This window comes from Halalkalibacter okhensis (assembly GCF_000787375.1).
Lineage (GTDB): Bacteria > Bacillota > Bacilli > Bacillales > Bacillaceae_D > Halalkalibacter > Halalkalibacter okhensis.
The window spans coordinates 45280-64011 of record NZ_JRJU01000003.1 but is presented as its reverse complement, the minus strand read 5'-3'; the positions used below and the strand labels follow the sequence as shown (position 1 = coordinate 64011).

Sequence of the window (18732 nt, the reverse complement as noted above, 5' to 3'; positions counted from 1 at the left end):
TACATGAAAGAAACGTCGGTGCGATTATGACCCGACGTTTCTTTATATATTATTCTGGGACTTGTACTCCAACGCCATCCTTATAGCGTTGAGTGGCTTCTTCAATGGCTTCACGTCCGCCTCGATTTAACCAATCTTCAACGATTTGATCATGGTACTCAAGTGGTTGTTGACCTAAGATAATTCTAGCAGCACCTGTCATCCAAATGTCTGCTGGTGTGTCACTTCCTGGACGAATATCTGGGTTCGTTTGCAATGAATCTAAAGGTGGGTCAAAGTGGAAACTATCACGCCCCTCTTCTGCTAAGATACCGTCAAAGATTTCAATTAATTCTAGCCCCTCATCGGTTTGTTCAAGAACACCACGTGTGAAGGTTGCATCTCTGATTAACCAAAGCCAGTAATTACGGTAGCGCTGTTCGTTAATTCCGTTAGAATCAGTTGGGACATCATAATTAATGTCGCCATTTGCTTCAACTGTATGGTTTTCCCCTTCTAAGCCAAATGTGAAGAACGTTTCGGCTTCTTCTGATACTTGCCAGTCAAAAAACTGTATTAACCTTTCAACATCTGCTTTCGTATCTTTGTTGATTAAGAATGAACGAGTAACTGAGTTGTAAAGGTAGTGTCCACCTTGGCCATCTGGTCCTATAGGAGAAGGAATAATGGACACTCGTGCTTCAGGGACATTTTGTTGAAGCTCTTGTTCCCAAGCTAGAACCTCTTCTGCATTCATCGACCACATGCCTGATTTACCAGCGATGATATTGCTGCGGTATTCAGGTTGTGGTGTTGTTAAAAATTCTCTGTGGATTAATCCTTCTTCATACATCGTACGGTAGAAGGCAAGTGCATCTAAAGTCTTATCTCCTGCCATGAATTTAGGTACGACTTCACCTTCGTAAAGCTCCCACTGATAAGGCAATGCATCAAATGCTCCAAAGAACGTATCCGCATATTTGAATTGCTCACGACCTTGGAATGGATTCTCAATACCAAGCTCCTTAAAGGCTCGTAGTACTTCTAAAAATTCATCCGTAGTTTTAGGAATGTCTAGACCTGTTTGCTCTAGTAAATCCATACGAATGGCCATACCCCGACGAGAACGGTTCGCAAGGTAATCAGGGATGGCATAGATTTTACCATCTTCATAAGTCACTTGGTCCCAAGCGGCTTGGGGAATTACCTTTAGAAGATTTTGACCATGTTCCTGTAATAAGTCGTCAAGTGGCATAAAGACCCCCGCTTCAACAGCACCTGCAAGCTCGGGACCATGAAGACCACCAGAAGACTGGACCACATCTGGAATATTACCAGATGCAAGCATTAACGTCATTTTTTCAACGTATTCACGATGTGGAACGAGATTAATTGTCATATCCGTATTCGTCAAATTCTCTAACTCTTTCACCCATTTATCTTCATTGATATCAGGGTGATTTTCAACATACTCTGTTGCTAAGGTTCTCATAGATATTGAAAAAGCAAGTGGTTCCTCCAGGCCATCTTGGTTCTCATTCTGTTCTGAATCGTTAGTTTGAGGACTTGATGTCTCCTCGTTATTACAGGCAATAAGACCAGTTGCAATAAACATGAAGAGGATAAGCAAAATCGTTCTTTTTAACATAATAGACCTCCTTAGTATAGTGGAATGAAAAATGTAAGTGCTTACAATTAATAAAGTAACAGGCTTATTGATTTTAATGAATGTTATATTTTTAGGTGAGTTTGTGTAAATCCTAGAAAGTCACAAACTAATATGTTAAAAAGGGTTCGCTAATCTTTCAAACTCCCGAGCATAAATCCTTTAATAAAATACCTTTGTAAAAATGGATAGATAAATAAGATTGGAACTGTCGCAACGATAATTGTAGCCATTTTAATGCCTTCTGGTGAGCTTGATAACATTGTCGTGAAGATGTCAGAAGTAGGGTCTGCTACTATTGTATCATCAACAATCATTTCTCGTAGTTTTACTTGTAAAGGATATAACTTTCTATTCTCGATAAACATTAAAGCATGAAAATACGTGTTCCAATGAAAGACAGCGTAGAAGATTCCAAGAGTGGCCAAAGCTGGTTTAGAAAGTGGAAGAACCATCTGCCACAAAATCCGCAGCTCGCTACACCCATCTATTCGACTAGAATCAATCAACTCTTGTGGAATTTGCATAAAGAAAGATCTCATGACAAAAAAGTTAAAGGCACTTATAGAAGTAGGTAAAATTAAGGCCCATAATGAATCAAGTAAGCCCAGTTTCTGTACTAGAAGATAGGTTGGAATAAGTGGAGCAGAGAATATCATTGTAAATAACACCATAAACAATAGAATTCTACGGCCGACAAACTCCTTTCTAGATAAAGGATAGGCAAATGATGCCGTCGCAATTAAATTAAATAATGTACCAAAAACGGTAATGAATATCGTGACACCAAACGATCTCCATATGCTAATGTCTTGAAAAACATATTGATAGTTGTTAAGCGTAAAATCGACTGGTAAGAGAACCACTTCTCCACGATCAATAGCACCAGAGCTACTAAAAGACTGTGCTAACACATGGATAATCGGTAAAATCATGATTAGAGAAAAAATAATTAAAAAGGTTAAATTTGAAAACAAAAAGATCTTTCTTGATCTACTATCTTTAATCGCCATCGTTACACTCCCCCCCTTAATACAGACTGTTTCCAGTTGCTCGTTTACTTAAAAAATTAGCTCCAACTAGTAGGACTAAACCGACTACAGATTTAAAAATACCGACGGCTGTGGTATAGCTAAATTGATTTTGAAGAAGTCCAACATGGTAAATATATGTGTCGAATATTTCTCCATTTTCACGATTAAGTGGGTTTAAAAATACATATACACGTTCAAAGCCAAAGTCTAAGAAGTTACCAATTTGAAGTAAGAATAAAATAGTGATTGTCGGTAGAAGAGTCGGTAATGTAATCGCCCAAGTTTGTTGCCATCTACTAGCTCCATCGACTTCCGCAGCTTCATATAGGTTAGGATTAATACCAGCTAAAGCGGCCAAGTAGATAATCGTTCCCCAACCAGTATCACGCCACACTCCAGAGCCTACGATAATCGATCTGATATAACTTTCATCACCTAAAAAGTAGATAGGATCAAAACCAAAAAACTCCACCACTTGATTAACCAGTCCAGTTGAAGGGGATAGAATACCAATGAAAACCCCACTAATGATTACCCATGATAAAAAATGCGGCATATAGACAACCGTTTGGATAATCCGCTTTGCCAGAACTTTACGAACTTCATTTAGCAATAAAGCTAGAATAATAGGTGCTGTAAAGGCGAAAATTAGATCATAAAAATTAATAAGCAACGTATTTTTTAAAATGCGTAGAAACTCGGAATAGGAGAACATTTTTTCAAACTGTGCGAATCCTACCCATTCACTTCCACTGATCCCTTTAAAGATGCTATAGTCTTGAAAAGCAATGACTGAACCGAGAAGTGGAATGTATTTAAAAATGATAAAGTATGCAAACCCTGGTAGAGCAATAAAATAAAGAGTTTTATATTTCCACATCGATTTTAATGTACTCTTGAATTTTGCCTTTCTTTTAGTTTTCTTTACGTTAACTGGCTTGGTAGATGCCTCTAATTTCATTTGTTTATTCCCTCCTTCTATTATCTTGAATGTAAGATAAGCATAATTAATGAAAAGGCTTACAACAATAGAGTGTGATTTGTATGTCTTGTGTTTTTTTTTGATTAAAATGAAAAATAATTACATAAATTGAATTCTAGTTGCTATAATGGTCATTAAAGTAAGCGCTTTCATATTAAGGAGGTAGATTTATATGAAAATCTTAGTTATTGAAGATGAACCGTTAATTCGAAAAGGGTTACTAACATTGTTATCTAAAATAGAAGTGGAAACCTTTCAAATTACTGAACTAACGGACCTCGATTGTGCTGAAGAGGCAGATCTGCTATTAGAAACGAATAAATATGATCTCATTTTTACAGATATTGAGATGGGAGCAATGGATGGACTAGGGCTCATTAAAAAGTGGCAAGGTATTTATCCAGATACACAGTGGATCATTGTATCTGGATATGACCGCTTCGAATTTGCCCAACAAGCGATACAGTATGGGGTGAAAGAATATCTATTAAAGCCAGTGACGAAAGCGAAAATATCGGCAACAGTAGAGCGGTGTATCCAAAATTTAAAAGAACAAAATCATGACTTTGTGACAGCGGTTGAATTGGAGTGGCTACTAGAACATTTAGAACAAGCAATTTGGGCAATTGATGGACAAAAGGTAGAAGGATATTTAACAACATGGAGACAGAAAGTTCTTGAGAAGTCGATTCACCCCAAATATTATTGTGACTTATTGTCACATAGTCTTGAGGTGCTATTTCGTAACATTAGTAATAAAGGGGGGCAAATGTTCCAATCTTTTCAATGGGAAATTAATGAGTCTAGTATAGAGAAGGCTAATGATCGTCTGCAAGAGAAGTGCTTTGAAATCATTGAGAGAGTAGAGGAAAAAAGGAAGGGAAATGAAGTTGATCCCATCGAAGTTGCTAAAGAATATATAAACGAAAACTTAAATCGAGATGTGAGCTTAGACGAGGTTGCCATTCGATTAGGATTGAACTCCTCTTATTTCAGTCAATTATTTAAAAAAGAGACAGGCGAAACGTTTATCCAATATCGAATTCGGCATCGTATGGACCTCGCCAAAAAGCTTCTATTGCAAAAAAATATTCGTGTAACGGATATACCGGGTTTAATCGGTTTAAATGATCATCCTCATTTTACGAAGACCTTTAAGAAGTTCACCGGACAAACGCCTTCTGAGTATCGATTGAAAATGGGGATTGACTGATGAGCGAATGGTTCTATCATCTAAGTCTGAAAACGAGAATCTTAATCTATTTTGCCTTTGTTATTATTCTGGCCATTGCCTTTGCTTCCTTTTTAATTTACATGCAAGCAACAGCTCAAATAAAAAAACAAGCAGAGATGTACTTAGAGCACATTGTTGAAAATACTAGTTTTCAAACAGACCGCTATATACGGGATCTAGAGTTAGCTACTTTATCGCTCTTAACAGACCGAAAAGCAAAGGAGTTCTTAGATCTAGGAGAGACCCAAGCGTTTGAGAGATACAGCCATTATAACGATATTTTAAAAGAAATGAATAAAATCCACCTACAAAATTACGATATTCAATTGGTTTATTTACTAGGAGAGAACAATCAACTTATCTTATCAGATCGAGGGCTTAGTAACGATAGAGCTTTTCCAACCGAAGAAGTCTATAAAAAACTACTTTTATCAACACCAGAGAGTGGAAGAATTAGTTTAATTGCTAATAAAAGTCTTTACAATAACGAATATGTCATCAGTGTGACAAGGCGCTTAAGAGGAGTCAATTCTTTTGTGCCTAAAGGAATATTAGGAGTTGAAATCAATGCATCAGCCATGGAACAACTTTGGAATATTACTCAGCTTAATAAGGATACAACTGTCTATATAGTTGGTGAAGATGGCAGAATTGTTTATCATCCAAATGAAAACTGGTTAGGGAAACGACTAGATGAAAGTTTAGGGAGTAAGATGGCAGAGCAGGAAAATGGCACTTTTAATGAAATGTGGGAAGACGAAGACATGATGTTCTATTATAACCGTTCCGCTGAGACGGGTTGGACACTGGTTGCAATGACTCCTGTGAAAAGTGTGTTAGAACCTGTTTCAGGCATTAAACATAATGCTATTATAGCGTCATTTGCAGTATTACTTGTTGCTATGGGGATATCAACCGGTTTAGCTCGGAGTGTGGTAGTTCCATTACAAAAAGTACAAATGGGCATGAAAAAGATCGAAACGGGTGAATGGGAAAAAATTAAATCATTAAAAGGATCAGATGAAATCAGTTGCATGGTTAATAGTTACAATATAATGGTCAGTAAATTATCGCAATTAGTGGAGGAGTTATATGAGTCCGAATTGCATAATCAAGAAATAAAAATAGAAAAACAAAAAACTGAATTGCAGGCGCTACAGTCGCAAATAAACCCCCATTTTCTCCACAATACATTAGAAACAATGAATGCGTATGCTGTATTAAATGAATCAGAGGAAATATCTGAAATGGCAGAAGCTTTATCTAATATGTTCAGGTACTCGATTCGGAATTTTGAAGTTGTGACACTAAAAGATGAACTCAATCATATCAGAAACTTTTTAATTGTTCAGCAACACCGCTTTCAAAAGAAGATTAATATATCGTTTGAGATAGAAGAACAACTCTTCAATGAAGACATTGCCAAATTAACCTTACAGCCCCTTGTCGAAAACGCTATTCATCATGGGTTAAGAAAGAATCGTTATCAAGGTAACATCAGCATTCGGGCAGGTGTAACAAATAACGTAATGGAGATAAAAGTCATAGATAATGGAGCTGGTATTTCAGTAGAACGAATGAAAGAAATTAAAGAAAAGCTAAGTGCAGCATCTATAGATGAGTTCAATCAAACAATGGGAATAGGCGTAATGAATGTTCACCGTAGGATTCAACTCATTTTTGGTCAAGAGTATGGCTTGGAAATCTCCGGGGAGGAAGGTGTAGGCACAACCGTTACGATGACCATTCCAAGAACGATTCACTATAAAGGCTCTGCATAACTAAAAAAAACCAACCTTTTCATAAAAAGAGCCAATCCCCTTGTGAGAGAGAGAATGCTACGATTGCTGTAGCGCAAAGCGAAGAAGGGAGATTGAGTATATGGTAGGACAATGGGAACAAGCTGAACCAGGCGTAAGAAGAAAGGTGTTTCCGCCAGGAGCAACCTTAATGATGATGGAAGTTCATTTTGAAAAGGGAGCAGAAGGGTACGAGCACAGTCATCCACATGAACAATTTACTTATTGTTTAAAAGGGTCCTTTCAATTTACGATCGAAGGACAAAAACATGTGATTTCTGCAGGAGAAACACTTCATATCCCTAGTAACAAAAAGCATGGAGCAGTTGCACTAGAAGAAGGAGCGTTATTAGATACGTTTACTCCTTTACGAGAAGATTTAATAGGATAACGGAACTAGGTTAGAGGCTTAGCACGAGTGATGAGGTACCTAAAGGCAACTTAGGTACCTCTATTTTATTAGAATTGAAGGTGGAGGTACTTAAAGAAAGAATTGACTACCTCTATTTCTAAAATTACCCACTTGTACCTAAAAAAAAACCAGATAAAAGCAAAGAACCCCATTTGTTAGGTATTTTAAGTAGGTGCTAAACTTTTACTTGAAAGAAGTAATATTATATTTGAAAGCGCTTAACAAATGGAGGGGTGTATCGGGAATGATTGATCTAAAAGGGAAAAGAGCGTTAGTGACAGGAGGAGGAACAGGAATCGGCAGGGGCATTGCTCTTAGTCTAGCAGAAGCGGGAGCGGATGTTGTTGTTCATTACGGCAGTAATAAAAAAGGGGCTGAAGAGGTAGTTGAATTAATCAAAGCCCGAGGACAAAAAGCACTGGCTGTTCAGGGAGATGTGCTTATAAAAAAAGAAGTGGTTTCTTTCATGGGAGAAGCAACTACTTTTTTTCAGCAAAGATTAGACATTTTAGTAAATAATGCAGGACATTTAGTGCAGCGTGCTTCGATAGAAGAAATGCCAGAAGAACTGTGGCATAAGATCTTTGACGTGAATGTGACGAGTGCGTTTCTTGTGTCTCAACAAGCCATTTCATTCATGAAAGAAAACGGTGGAAAAATCATTAATATGACCTCAATTGCTGCTCATAATGGTGGTGGTCCGGGTGCAGCCGCTTATGCTGCTTCCAAAGCGGCGGTGCTGACTTTTTCTAAAGCGTTAGCTAAAGAATTAGCTTCGTACAACATCACAGTAAATGCCGTTTCTCCTGGATTCATCGGCAATACCCCGTTTCATGATACATTTACGACAAAAGAAGGCAGGACCAATGCGGTAAAAGGAATCCCTTTACAAAGAGAGGGCAATCCAGCTGATGTTGCGGGTGCTGTACTTTACTTAGCGTCAGATTTAGCTGACTACTTAACAGGAGAAACGATCGAAATTAACGGTGGAATGTTCATGCGATAAAAGGAGGATCCTATTGTGAAAGACACATTAATCAGCTTATATCAACCTGAAAGTGGTTCGTTAAACGTTCCTTATCAGCCTGCATCTACAAGTGAAATCATCGAAAACCCACCTAGATTTACATGGATGCCTGCAAAATTAGAAGATGATTGTTATGTCCTTGAGATCGCGAAAAATCCCACGTTCCAAGCAGAAGAAACCCATACGTATAAACCCATTCACAACAACTTCTTTACACCTGATCAACCTTTGGAACAAGGGGTGTATTTCTGGAGATATGCTCTAATATGTAATGAAGACTATGACTCTCAACTAAGTGATTGGAGTGAAGTTCGGTCATTTGAACTGAAGCCAGATTTACCGGAAACGCCACTTCCTAATCGATCAGATCGCTATAATCAGGTGAATCTAGCAAGACCTCGCTTATGGCTTACCGAAGAAGAATTGCACCAGTTTACATTTGAAGTGAAAAAGAACAGTCAGTCTTGCAACTTTGATGTATTCTATGAACGATCGGTAAAACCATTCTTGGACTTACCGCTCACAAAGGAGCCTGAACCTTATCCGAACAATCAGCGGGTGGCTAAGCTATGGCGGAAGATGTATATGGATTGTCAGGAAGCGCTCTATGCGATCAGGCATCTAAGTGTTGCGGGTGTTATTTTACAGGACGAAGAAATCATTCAAAAAGCAAAAGAATGGCTCCTTCATGTGAGTGCATGGGATCCAGAGGGGACAACATCAAGAGACTATAATGATGAAGGAGCATTTCGTATTGCTGGCGCTTTAGCATGGGGGTACGATTGGCTCTATTCTTACCTATCGGACGATGAACGTACAGAAGTAAAGGAACAGCTGTTTATTCGAACTGAGCAAGTGGCTTTTCACGTCATGGAGCGTTCGAAAATCCATCATGTTCCCTACGATAGTCATGCAGTACGGTCCTTATCATCTGTACTTGTCCCTTGTTGCATTGCCTTATTCGAGGAAGAGCCAAAAGCAAGGGAGTGGCTCGATTATACATTAGAATACTATAGCGGCTTGTATACACCATGGGGTGGCGCTGAAGGAGGCTGGGCAGAAGGTCCTCATTACTGGTTAACAGGAATGGCTTATGTGATTGATGCCATGAACCTAGTTAAAAAGTTCAATGGATATAATTTATATACTCGGCCTTTTTTTCAAAAAACAGGAGACTTTCCGCTGTTTGTGTATCCGCCTGATACGAACCGAGCAAGTTTCGGTGATCATGCAAACTTAGGGGACCAACCAGGATTAAAGGTAGGCTTTAATATTCGTCAGTTTGCCGGAGTGACGGGTAACCCTTATTACCAATGGTACTATGAACAGACGAAAAAGTATGACGTTAAGCCAGATGAGAAGTTCTACAATAAAGGGTGGTGGGACTTTTACTTTGATGAAATGATGTATTTGCACGATTATCCAGAGATCGAGGCAAAAGAACCAACTGACTTACCGACGGTTAAATGGTTCAAAGATGTAGGTTGGGTTGCCATGCATCATCGGATGGATGCACCAGATGACCATATTATGTACTTAACCAAAGCAAGTCATTACGGTTCCATCAGTCACAGTCACGGTGATCAAAATGCCTTTGTATTACATGCGTACGGAGATCCACTTGCGATTCATAGTGGGTACTATGTTGCTTTTAATAGCACGATGCATATGAAATGGAGAAGACAAACAATCTCTAAAAACACTATTTTAATAGATGGGAAGGGGCAGTATGCTGAAAAAGATAAATTTATCGGGATTAAAGCAAATGGAACGATTGAGACAGTGGAAGATCATGACGATTATTCCTATGTCCGTGGTGATGCGACGAATGCCTATCAACAATACGTCCCTTACCTAAAACGTTATGTAAGAGAAACGTATTTTATTAATAACTCCTATTTTGTCCTTATCGATACCATTGATCTCACACAAGAAGGGAAAGTCGATTGGCTCTTGCACACGTTAAACGAAATGACCTTAAAGCATCAATCATTTGCCGTCGAAGGTGAGAAAGCCGCTCTAGAAGGCCGATTTGTGTACTGTTCTAGCGGGGAGTTGACATTGAATCAACACAATGATTTCCCAGGTGTTGACTTAACAGAATTAGAAGGAGCACCCGTTCACTGGCGTTTGCAAGCACAAACGAATTCAGCGAAACGTCACCGGATTGTCACCTTACTGCACCCTATGAAAAAAACAAAACCAAAATATGTCTCATACTTCATGGATGACCAAGACCATGGACTGCAATTTTATTTCACGGAAGATGGGAAGACCTTTAGAGTAGAGGTACCAAAAATTTACTAGAAACATAGATGAAAAGAGTCTTCTTTAGGAAACGGAAGGCTCTTTTTCAAATAAAAGAAATGGAAAGGGGCAGGAGCGATGAACAGTCACAAAGTCGCTTTATGGATCATATGTAGTTTGCTCATGTTTAGTTTTACGTTTCAAACAAGTGGGAAGGCGGAGGAAGCCTATTCTCGATATCAAGTAGAAAGTGTTTCTGCTAGCGTGCATGATGGAAATGTTCCTGAAAATACATTGGATGATGATTTAGGCACAAGGTGGTCAGCTCAAGGAATAGGTGAGTGGATTCAGTTTGACTTAGGAAAAGTGGAAGAAATCGGGTACTTAGGAGTTGCGTTTTATAATGGTCATATCCGGACAACAACGATTGATGTTGAATTATCGCAAGACGGTGAGTCATGGACGAAGGCTGTTCAACAAAATGTGAGCAGCGGAGAAAATTTAAATTTAGAAGCAGTCGATTTTGAGAATCAAGCAGCGAGATACGTTCGAATTATTGGATTTGGCAACTCAAGTAATGATTGGAACAGTTTATCGGCTGTCCATATTTATGCACCCATAGAAGGGGACCCAATTGTCGAAACGCTTGAAGCGATGGATCCAGGACCTAAACCAGACGCAGAGCCTTTCACAAAAGCTGGTCTTTACAACCCAGATGGAACCAAATACACGGTACATTCTCTAAATAAAGTAACAGGGAAAACGATTAACGTCTTGGACTTTGGAGCGGATCACCAAGATAGTGAACAAGACGACACCCCGGCGATTATAGCTGCGATAGAGGAAGCAAAGCCTGGTGATGAGGTTTACTTCCCTAATGGCGTTTATAACTTACGCGGAACGATGCCAAATGATCACACCTCTCATTTTTATTTGAAAAATGGTGTGAATTTACGTGGAGAAAGTGAAGCGGGTGTTCAATTAGTCTCTCACTTTGATGTAAAAGAAGTTCCAAATAGTAAGGTGATCACCTCATACGGCAAGCATGATGTCGTCATATCCAATCTAACGATTACTTCTACCTTTAATGGTACTTACTCTGATAATCCGAGTGTCAATAATCCTGAACAAGGAGGCCCTGCTTACGGAATTTTTATCGCTGACTTTGCTGCTCAACCTTCTTATCACATTACTGTGAATCAAGTGACGATTGAAAAGTTCCAACGAATGGGGATACGTATTGAGAAAAGTAACCGTATCGTAGTTGAAGATGCTACGTTCAAAAAGGCAACCGATGTTGGTGGCGGTGGAGCTGGATACGGGGTCGCCATTCAAGGAATTCAAGGCATTGATCGACTCGGCCACGCCAACGACACGTATTTTAATGTTGTGAGAAACAGTTCTTTTGAAGGACCATATATGAGACACGGTACGCTTATTCAAAACTTTGCACATAACAATCTTGTTCATGGCAATACGTATATTGATAACATCCATGACGCAATCGACTTACATGGTCAAGGTGAATATTTAAATGAAATTAGTCACAATGAAGTAAAGGGTGTCATTCGCGGTGGGATTGGAGTAGGAAATACGGGAGGTACAGCACCGAATTCTCACTCAGCTTCAGGTGAGGGCAATTATATTCATAACAACACACTCTCTAATACTCGGGACGGCATTACCGTTATTATGGGTTCACCTGGTACAATCATTGAAAAAAATACAATCGTGAATACGAGAGAACCAGCAAATGCAAAAGGCATTTATCTACTTAATGCACCTCGTACAGTTGTCAAAGACAATATGATCGTCAATAACAGAGCCGACGGATTTTGGGGAATCTACATCGCTGAAGATATGGGAGACAGAAATAATGGCAACAAAGGGGCTGGAATTCCTGAGGACATTACAATATCGAATAATAAAATTGTGAATAGTGCAAATGGAATCAGAGTCGAAGCGGGTAAACGAATCGTCATTGAGGATAATATGCTACGTAATATTGCAGGTGAGGAGTTTGTTTACCTCATTGATGAATCAGAACATGAAGAAGAGGAATTGAATTACGATACCCTCCACCCTACGGATGATGCGTTAGTGGATATTCAAATGCCAGATCGCAACTATGGAATTTACGATTCCAGCATTGTAGGAGAGAGTGATCAAAACTTCTACCGATATTTTAATATCAAAAGCAATGCAGCTAAGACAACGGGAAGAGTGGCTTATTATCAATTTGACCCTTCTGAAACAACAGAGATTCAAGGGGCAACTTTTCAATTAACCGGAAAAACAGGTAGCAATACAACATCTGTGGAGTTATCGGTTTTTGGAATCCTTGATCATAGTTGGAGTGAAGAAACAATCACTTGGAATAATGCGCCAAATCTTATGAATGATAAAGTCGAGGTTACGTCTATCGGGGAAAGTGCGTTTTTACTAGGGACAATTACGGTCGATCAAGCTGAAAACAGTGTATACAGCTTGGATGTGAGTGAATTTGTCAAAAATAATACAGGTGGAAATCCCATCAGCTTTTTAGTAGCTGATCTAGAGGGACAAAGCGGGAATGTCAACCTATATTCAAAGGAAGAAGCTAATTCAGATAGGTGGCCTGTATTATCGATTGGTGCGAAAGAGTAACAAATGAAATTAAAAAACATGTCGGGGAATTTAAAAGAAATTCCCCTTCCTCTATGGGTCCTATTTTTTAACTCATTCACGATGGCATTTGGCTTTTTTATGCTTGTCCCATTACTGGCCGTTTATTTGCTTGAGCACCTCGTTCTATCAGCCATTCTCGTAGGAGTGATCGTAGGAGTCAGGAGCTTCTCCCAGCAAGGGTTCATGCTGCTTGGAGGAGTGGTTTCTGATCGAATTGGTTATAAATCCATTATTTGTTCTGGCGTTTTGATTCGTGCATTTGGATTCCTCCTATTTGGTGTTGCAGAGGCACCTATGCTTCTCTTCATTGCAGCAATCTTATCCGGGTTAGGAGGGGCGTTATTTCATCCCTCCAGTTATGCCTACTACACCGTTTTATCTACGAAAGAGAATCGAGCTACGGTCTATGCAACCCGTGAAATGCTTAGCAATGTAGGGTTTATTTTTGGACCAGTCGTCGGAGCCTTTTTATTAAATATCGATTTTCAGTGGGTGAGTCTTAGTGCTGGATTGATGTTTATCATCGTATTTATCGTTAGTGCCAAGGTCTTGCCGAAACAATCTGCAGTTGATAGACCCACACCTATAATTAAAAATATTGTGAACATCGTAGGCAATCCGCCTTATGTGACATTTTGTTTTTCAATGATGTTTGTTTGGTTTCTTATTGCACAGCTTTATATAGCCGTCCCAGTTAAATTGCAGATGCTAGGTTTACCGGGAGTAAATATTGGATTGATTTATAGTAGTGGTGCGATAATCATTGTATTTTTACAAATTCCAATTATTAAGCAAATGAGTAAACGATTTTCCGCTGTCACCATTATTATGATAGGAACCGTTTGTATAACGATAGGATTAATGATAATTGGTTTTTCAATGAACTTACTCGGAATTTATTTAGGGGTCATTGTTTTTACAATAGGTCAAATGTTTATTCAACCGATGATGAGTAAACAAATTTCAGATCTTGCACCAGTAAAGCTTATTGCCTCCTACTTCGGATTTAATGGCTTAGCATTAGCGCTAGGAGGGCTAATAGGAAATGTTTTAGGTGGTTTCTTATATGAGCTTGGTTTAAATGGATTCAGCTATCTACCCTGGTTGATCTTTGGCACAGTTGGCTTGTTTGTGACCTGCTTTTTAATTGAAATAGAAAAAAGAAAGAGGAAACAGAAAAACAGTGACAAGAACAAGACTTTTTTTCAGGTTTGACTTATCTTCTGTCAATTTCTTCAACTATCTTTGAGACGAGAACCTTTCTTCATTACTATTCATATGCCTAGTTTCCGTTCCGTTTTTTCTGATATTCCTTAAGTCTGTTCAAAAGGCAAAAAATCACCCTTTTGAACAGACTATTAAAACATGCAATTTTATTAATTTTCTGATATAATAATATTACGGGAATCGAAATACTAAGGAGGAAGGCTAGATGAAATATCCAGAGGTATGGGATCTAGATTCAATTTTTAAAGGTGGTAGTAAGTCTAGTGAGTTCACACAATTTATTAAAGAGACTGATCGACTTTTAGCAGATGTTGCAGATTCGATCGGTGAGGAGATAACACTAGATCAACTAGAGCAAGTGATACATACGATCCAGCTGCAAATGCAAAGAACAAGGCAAGCTAGTGCATTTGTTAGTTGTTTAACCGCTCAAGATGTCAAAGATAAGGAAGCAACACTTTGGCAAGGAAAGATAACCGAGCAAGCAACGAAGCTACAAAACATATGGGGAGTGATTGAAGACTTTTTAGGAGAGCTTTCTGTTGAACAATGGAATGATTTCATTTCACGACCTTCATTATCAGGGGTTGCGTTTAATCTTGAAGAACGCCGCATGCAAGTAAAAGAGAAGTTATCCCCTAACGAAGAGAAGCTTGCGGCGCAACTTGCGATTGATGGGTACCATGCATGGGGCAATGTGTATAATGCCGCGGTAGGGCGAATGCAAATTCCTTTTGAAGAAAATGGCCAAGAGAAGTTGCTTTCTGCAGGGCAGTTACAAAATCGACTCAATAGCTCTGATCGCACCGTTCGAGAACAAGCAGCGGGTGCCTTCGAGAAAGCTTGGGAAAAAGAAGCTGACTTATTTGCTTCCACGCTGAACCATCTAGCAGGATTCCGACTTAATTTATATGAAGCACGTGGCTGGGACAATGTGTTGAAAGAGCCTCTTGCTATTAACCGTATGAAAGAAGAAACACTTGATGCCATGTGGTCAACGATTACGGATAATAAACCGAAATTTTATGAGTTTATGGATCGTAAAGCACAACTGCTAGGGGTGAAAAAATTAGCGCTGCACGATGTTCATGCCCCGCTCCCGGTAGAAGAAGATACGACGATTTCTTATGAGGATGCTTGTGATTTAATCATTAAACACTTTAAACCGTTTAGTCCTAAGCTTGCTTCATTTACAGAAGGGGCTCTTCGTGATGGGTGGATCGAAGCAGAGGATCGTGCAGGGAAACGTCCTGGTGGTTTTTGTACATCATTCCCACTATCAAAGCAATCACGTATTTTCATGACATACGACGGGACAATGGCCAATGTAGCAACACTAGCCCATGAATTAGGTCATGCCTACCACAGTCATTGCTTAAAAGACATGGATCCTCTAGCACAACGATATGCGATGAATGTCGCTGAAACCGCATCGACATTCGCTGAAACCATTATTGCTGATGCGTTAGTAAATGAGGCAGAGGCAGAAGATGTGAAGTTATCTTTGCTTGAAAACAAAATCTCTCGTTCGCTTGCTTTCTTTATGAACATACATGCTAGATTCTTATTTGAAACTCGATTTTACGAAGCGCGTAAGGAAAAATTATTATCTGTTAATGAATTGAATTCGTTAATGGAGGAAGCTCAAAAAGAAGCCTATGGAAATCAATTATCTACGTATTCTCCAACGTTCTGGGCATCGAAGCTTCATTTCCATATTACAGGCGTACCATTTTATAATTTCCCTTACACGTTTGGATTTTTATTTAGCTTGGGCATTTATAAGAAAGCTCTTGACACTGGAAGATCATTTGAAGATGATTATATTGCTTTGCTGCAAGATACGGCTAGCATGACAGTGGAAGACTTAGCGAGTAAACATCTAGATGTCGATTTAACAAGTAAAGAGTTTTGGCAAGAAGCGATTGACTTAATTTTAGTTGATGTTGATGAGTTTATGGAATTAACGAAAAATAGATAACATAAAAGCTGTTGAGAACCCACGGATCTCAACAGCTTTTTATTTCAATGAGTGGACTCTTGCTTTAAATAGCGTTTGTCTTTCATAAAGAGGCGCCAAAACCAAATGAATACGGGAATTAAAATCGCCATACCGATGCCATAACCAATTAAGAGCAAGTGAAACATTACTTCATTGGTGAACGCATCATAAATGGTTACATCTGGATACAAAAAGTAAGGCATATGAGCGGACCCATAGGCAAAGCTTGCTAGTCCGAACTGCAAGGCAATTAAAAGGACGGCAACCCTGGGTCTTCCGACTCCAAACTTTTTTGTGGGCCACCAAAGTGCGCTATATCCAATTGAAAAGGCCAATAATGATAATGTAAACAAGAGCCATTCATTCGCCATATTCTCAAACATCCAAAAAGCTTCAGGGATCAGTGTTAAAATCGCACCGACAGCAAAAGATAGAGTAATCGGTCCAAGAATGATCGCATTACGTCGGTACACATGATACGTTTCCTCAGACCCTGCTTCTTTGGCATAGTCACTTAATAGTAAGGCAGATAAGAATAATTCTGTGCTTAAGCCAAATCCAAGATGTGTGTAAAATGTGGGACTTGTAAATAATTGATCGATCAGCACGTACTGTCTGTCACCGACAACTTCGACAAACCCTCCAATCGCCGCTGGCAATATACTAATCAATAAGGCAGGGATGAGTAATCCGGTAATTCCAGAGATGATCACAAGCATATTCGTATATTTTTGCACGGAATAAGAGTAAACCATAAAGGCACTTCGGATCGTCAGTAAAAAGAGCACTAAACAAAAGGGGACAATCATTAATGTGCCTAAAGTTGCGGCAGCGCCTGGAAAAAAACTGACTAAAGCAACCACTAATAACACAAGAAATACATTGGTCACTTCCCAAGATGGGGATAAATACCGATTAGCAATGGATGCGGCTTTTGTGTCAGTTCTCTTTCTATAGTACATCGCCCAAAAACCAGCTCCAAAGTCAATGGAACCAGCAATCGCATACATAAAAAGGAATGCCCATAAAATGATAATGGCAATATAAACATCTTGCATAAAAAAACTCCTCTGTTTTCTATGACATTATTTGTAATTCTTTTGAAACCGGGTTTCGGTTAAAGTAGTAGTGCATCACAAGGCCAGTTAAGACAAGAAGCACAACATAGAGAGAGACAAAAAGGAAGAACAACATGCCAAGATTCCCCGAATTCGTAGCAGCCTCTGATGTTCGTTGAATCCCATAAATGGTCCAAGGTTGTCTACCGGTACAACTGAATATCCATCCTGTTTCGATTCCGATCATAGCAAGTGGACCAGATGCAACCAACCCAGCCAGCAGCCATTTAGGATAGGGTTTATTCGTCTTTCGTCTAAAAAACCACAAAGCCCAAAAGATAACTGCTAAGCCAAAAAGAGCAGAGCCGATGCCGACCATGACGTTAAACAATGTATGAACAAACAACGGAGGCCATTCGTCTTGTGGATAATCATATAATCCCCGTACGACTCCATCCGTTGATCCTGTAGCAAGCCAGCTAAGCATGCCAGGAATTTCAATCCCACCGACAACACGACCTGCCTCAGGGTCAGGTGTACCCATGATGGCTAGGGGGGCATTTGCTTGAGTTTCAAATAATCCTTCTGCTGCAGCAAGTTTAACTGGGATGTGCTCATGAAGCATAATCGCTGTATCGTGTCCGTTGTTCATCGTATAAACAGACATTATAAGACCAATGGCAAGGGAAAGAGTTAATCCTTTACGGTGATACGTTACTTCACGTTCTGTGAGCCCTCCCCGAAAAAGTTTGTATGCGGCAACCGAAGCAAGCACAAAGGCTCCAGTCATATAAGCACTCCCTACGACATGCAAAGAAGTAACATAAAAACTAGGGTTGTTCACCGCAGCTAATGGGTTCACATTGGCCACTTGTCCATTTACTAAATCGAAGCCTCTTGGAGTGTTCATCCAAGCATGTGCATTTGTAATTAAAACAGCTGATGCGGTTGCTCCAAGCGCAACAAAAAAAACACTGACAATGCGCATAGTTGGAGAGAGGCGATCTGCTGCGTATATGTATATAGAAAGAAAGAGAGCTTCTAAGAAGAAGGCGAAAATTTCAACCTGAAAGGGGAGTGCAATAACTTGCCCTACAATCTCCATAAAGCCCGGCCAAAGAAGACTTAACATCACCGCTACAATCGTACCCGATGGAATCGCAACCCCGAGCAAGATGGCAACCCCTTTTGTCCAACGTTTAGCAAGTGTTCCATAATCTTCATCCTTACGAATAATCCTCATAATTTCCGCAACTAAAATCATTAATGTAATTCCTACACCTAATGTCGCAAAAATGATATGAAAGGCAATAGACGTACCAAATATCATTCGCGCAAGCATAACATTATCCATCATTTACTTCCTTTCAGATGTTTTTCTTTGTATCAAACCTTTTC

The 18732-nt window shown here is 39.4% G+C and carries 13 protein-coding genes; 8 read left to right on the top strand and 5 right to left on the bottom strand.

The annotated features are described in order from the left end of the window. Positions 1–49: 49 nt before the first annotated feature. The 3 genes from LQ50_RS03360 to LQ50_RS03350 all read right to left on the bottom strand — a co-directional run bounded on the left by LQ50_RS03360 (position 50) and on the right by LQ50_RS03350 (position 3640). On the bottom strand, positions 50–1627 hold the full coding sequence (locus LQ50_RS03360; protein ID WP_034626210.1) for an extracellular solute-binding protein: 1578 nt from the start codon (positions 1625–1627) through the stop codon (positions 50–52). A 149-nt stretch (positions 1628–1776) separates the two neighbouring features. Further along, positions 1777–2658: a carbohydrate ABC transporter permease gene (locus tag LQ50_RS03355; protein ID WP_034626208.1), complete on the bottom strand. Its 882-nt coding sequence runs from the start codon at positions 2656–2658 to the stop codon at positions 1777–1779. A gap of 16 nt (positions 2659–2674) precedes the next feature. After that, positions 2675–3640, bottom strand: a complete 966-nt coding sequence (locus LQ50_RS03350; protein ID WP_034626207.1) for an ABC transporter permease — start codon at positions 3638–3640, stop codon at positions 2675–2677. A 193-nt stretch (positions 3641–3833) separates the two neighbouring features. On the opposite strand from LQ50_RS03350, the gene LQ50_RS03345 reads away from it, so the two are divergent. The 8 genes from LQ50_RS03345 to LQ50_RS03310 all read left to right on the top strand — a co-directional run bounded on the left by LQ50_RS03345 (position 3834) and on the right by LQ50_RS03310 (position 16255). Further along, positions 3834–4874 (top strand): response regulator transcription factor, encoded by a 1041-nt coding sequence (locus tag LQ50_RS03345; RefSeq protein WP_034626205.1) that lies wholly within the window; start codon positions 3834–3836, stop codon positions 4872–4874. After that, a complete protein-coding gene (locus LQ50_RS03340) occupies positions 4874–6676 on the top strand; it encodes a sensor histidine kinase (protein ID WP_034626204.1) in 1803 nt (600 codons plus the stop codon). The genes LQ50_RS03345 and LQ50_RS03340 overlap by 1 nt, the downstream gene beginning before the upstream one ends. A 100-nt stretch (positions 6677–6776) precedes the next feature. Beyond that, complete coding sequence (locus LQ50_RS03335; protein WP_034626203.1) at positions 6777–7085, top strand: cupin domain-containing protein; 309 nt, start codon at positions 6777–6779, stop codon at positions 7083–7085. 265 nt (positions 7086–7350) lie between these two features. Further along, positions 7351–8112, top strand: coding sequence for an SDR family NAD(P)-dependent oxidoreductase (locus LQ50_RS03330; RefSeq protein ID WP_034626201.1), 762 nt, complete (start codon positions 7351–7353; stop codon positions 8110–8112). Positions 8113–8127: 15 nt separating this feature from the next. Next, complete coding sequence (locus LQ50_RS03325; RefSeq protein ID WP_034626200.1) at positions 8128–10440, top strand: DUF4962 domain-containing protein; 2313 nt, start codon at positions 8128–8130, stop codon at positions 10438–10440. A gap of 78 nt (positions 10441–10518) precedes the next feature. Continuing rightward, entirely contained in the window at positions 10519–13026 is a 2508-nt protein-coding gene (locus LQ50_RS03320) for a CBM96 family carbohydrate-binding protein (protein WP_052144561.1), read from the top strand. A 3-nt stretch (positions 13027–13029) separates the two neighbouring features. Next, complete coding sequence (locus tag LQ50_RS03315; protein ID WP_034626199.1) at positions 13030–14262, top strand: MDR family MFS transporter; 1233 nt, start codon at positions 13030–13032, stop codon at positions 14260–14262. A gap of 217 nt (positions 14263–14479) precedes the next feature. Continuing rightward, positions 14480–16255: a M3 family oligoendopeptidase gene (locus tag LQ50_RS03310; RefSeq protein WP_034626197.1), complete on the top strand. Its 1776-nt coding sequence runs from the start codon at positions 14480–14482 to the stop codon at positions 16253–16255. Between the two features lie 44 nt (positions 16256–16299). Here the strand turns inward: LQ50_RS03310 and LQ50_RS03305 are convergent, their stop codons facing one another. Further along, positions 16300–17334 (bottom strand): cytochrome d ubiquinol oxidase subunit II, encoded by a 1035-nt coding sequence (locus LQ50_RS03305; RefSeq protein WP_034626195.1) that lies wholly within the window; start codon positions 17332–17334, stop codon positions 16300–16302. Between the two features lie 19 nt (positions 17335–17353). Beyond that, positions 17354–18688 carry a cytochrome ubiquinol oxidase subunit I gene (locus tag LQ50_RS03300; protein ID WP_034626194.1) on the bottom strand — a complete coding sequence of 445 codons (1335 nt, stop codon included), beginning with the start codon at positions 18686–18688 and terminating at the stop codon, positions 17354–17356. Positions 18689–18732 lie beyond the last annotated feature (44 nt).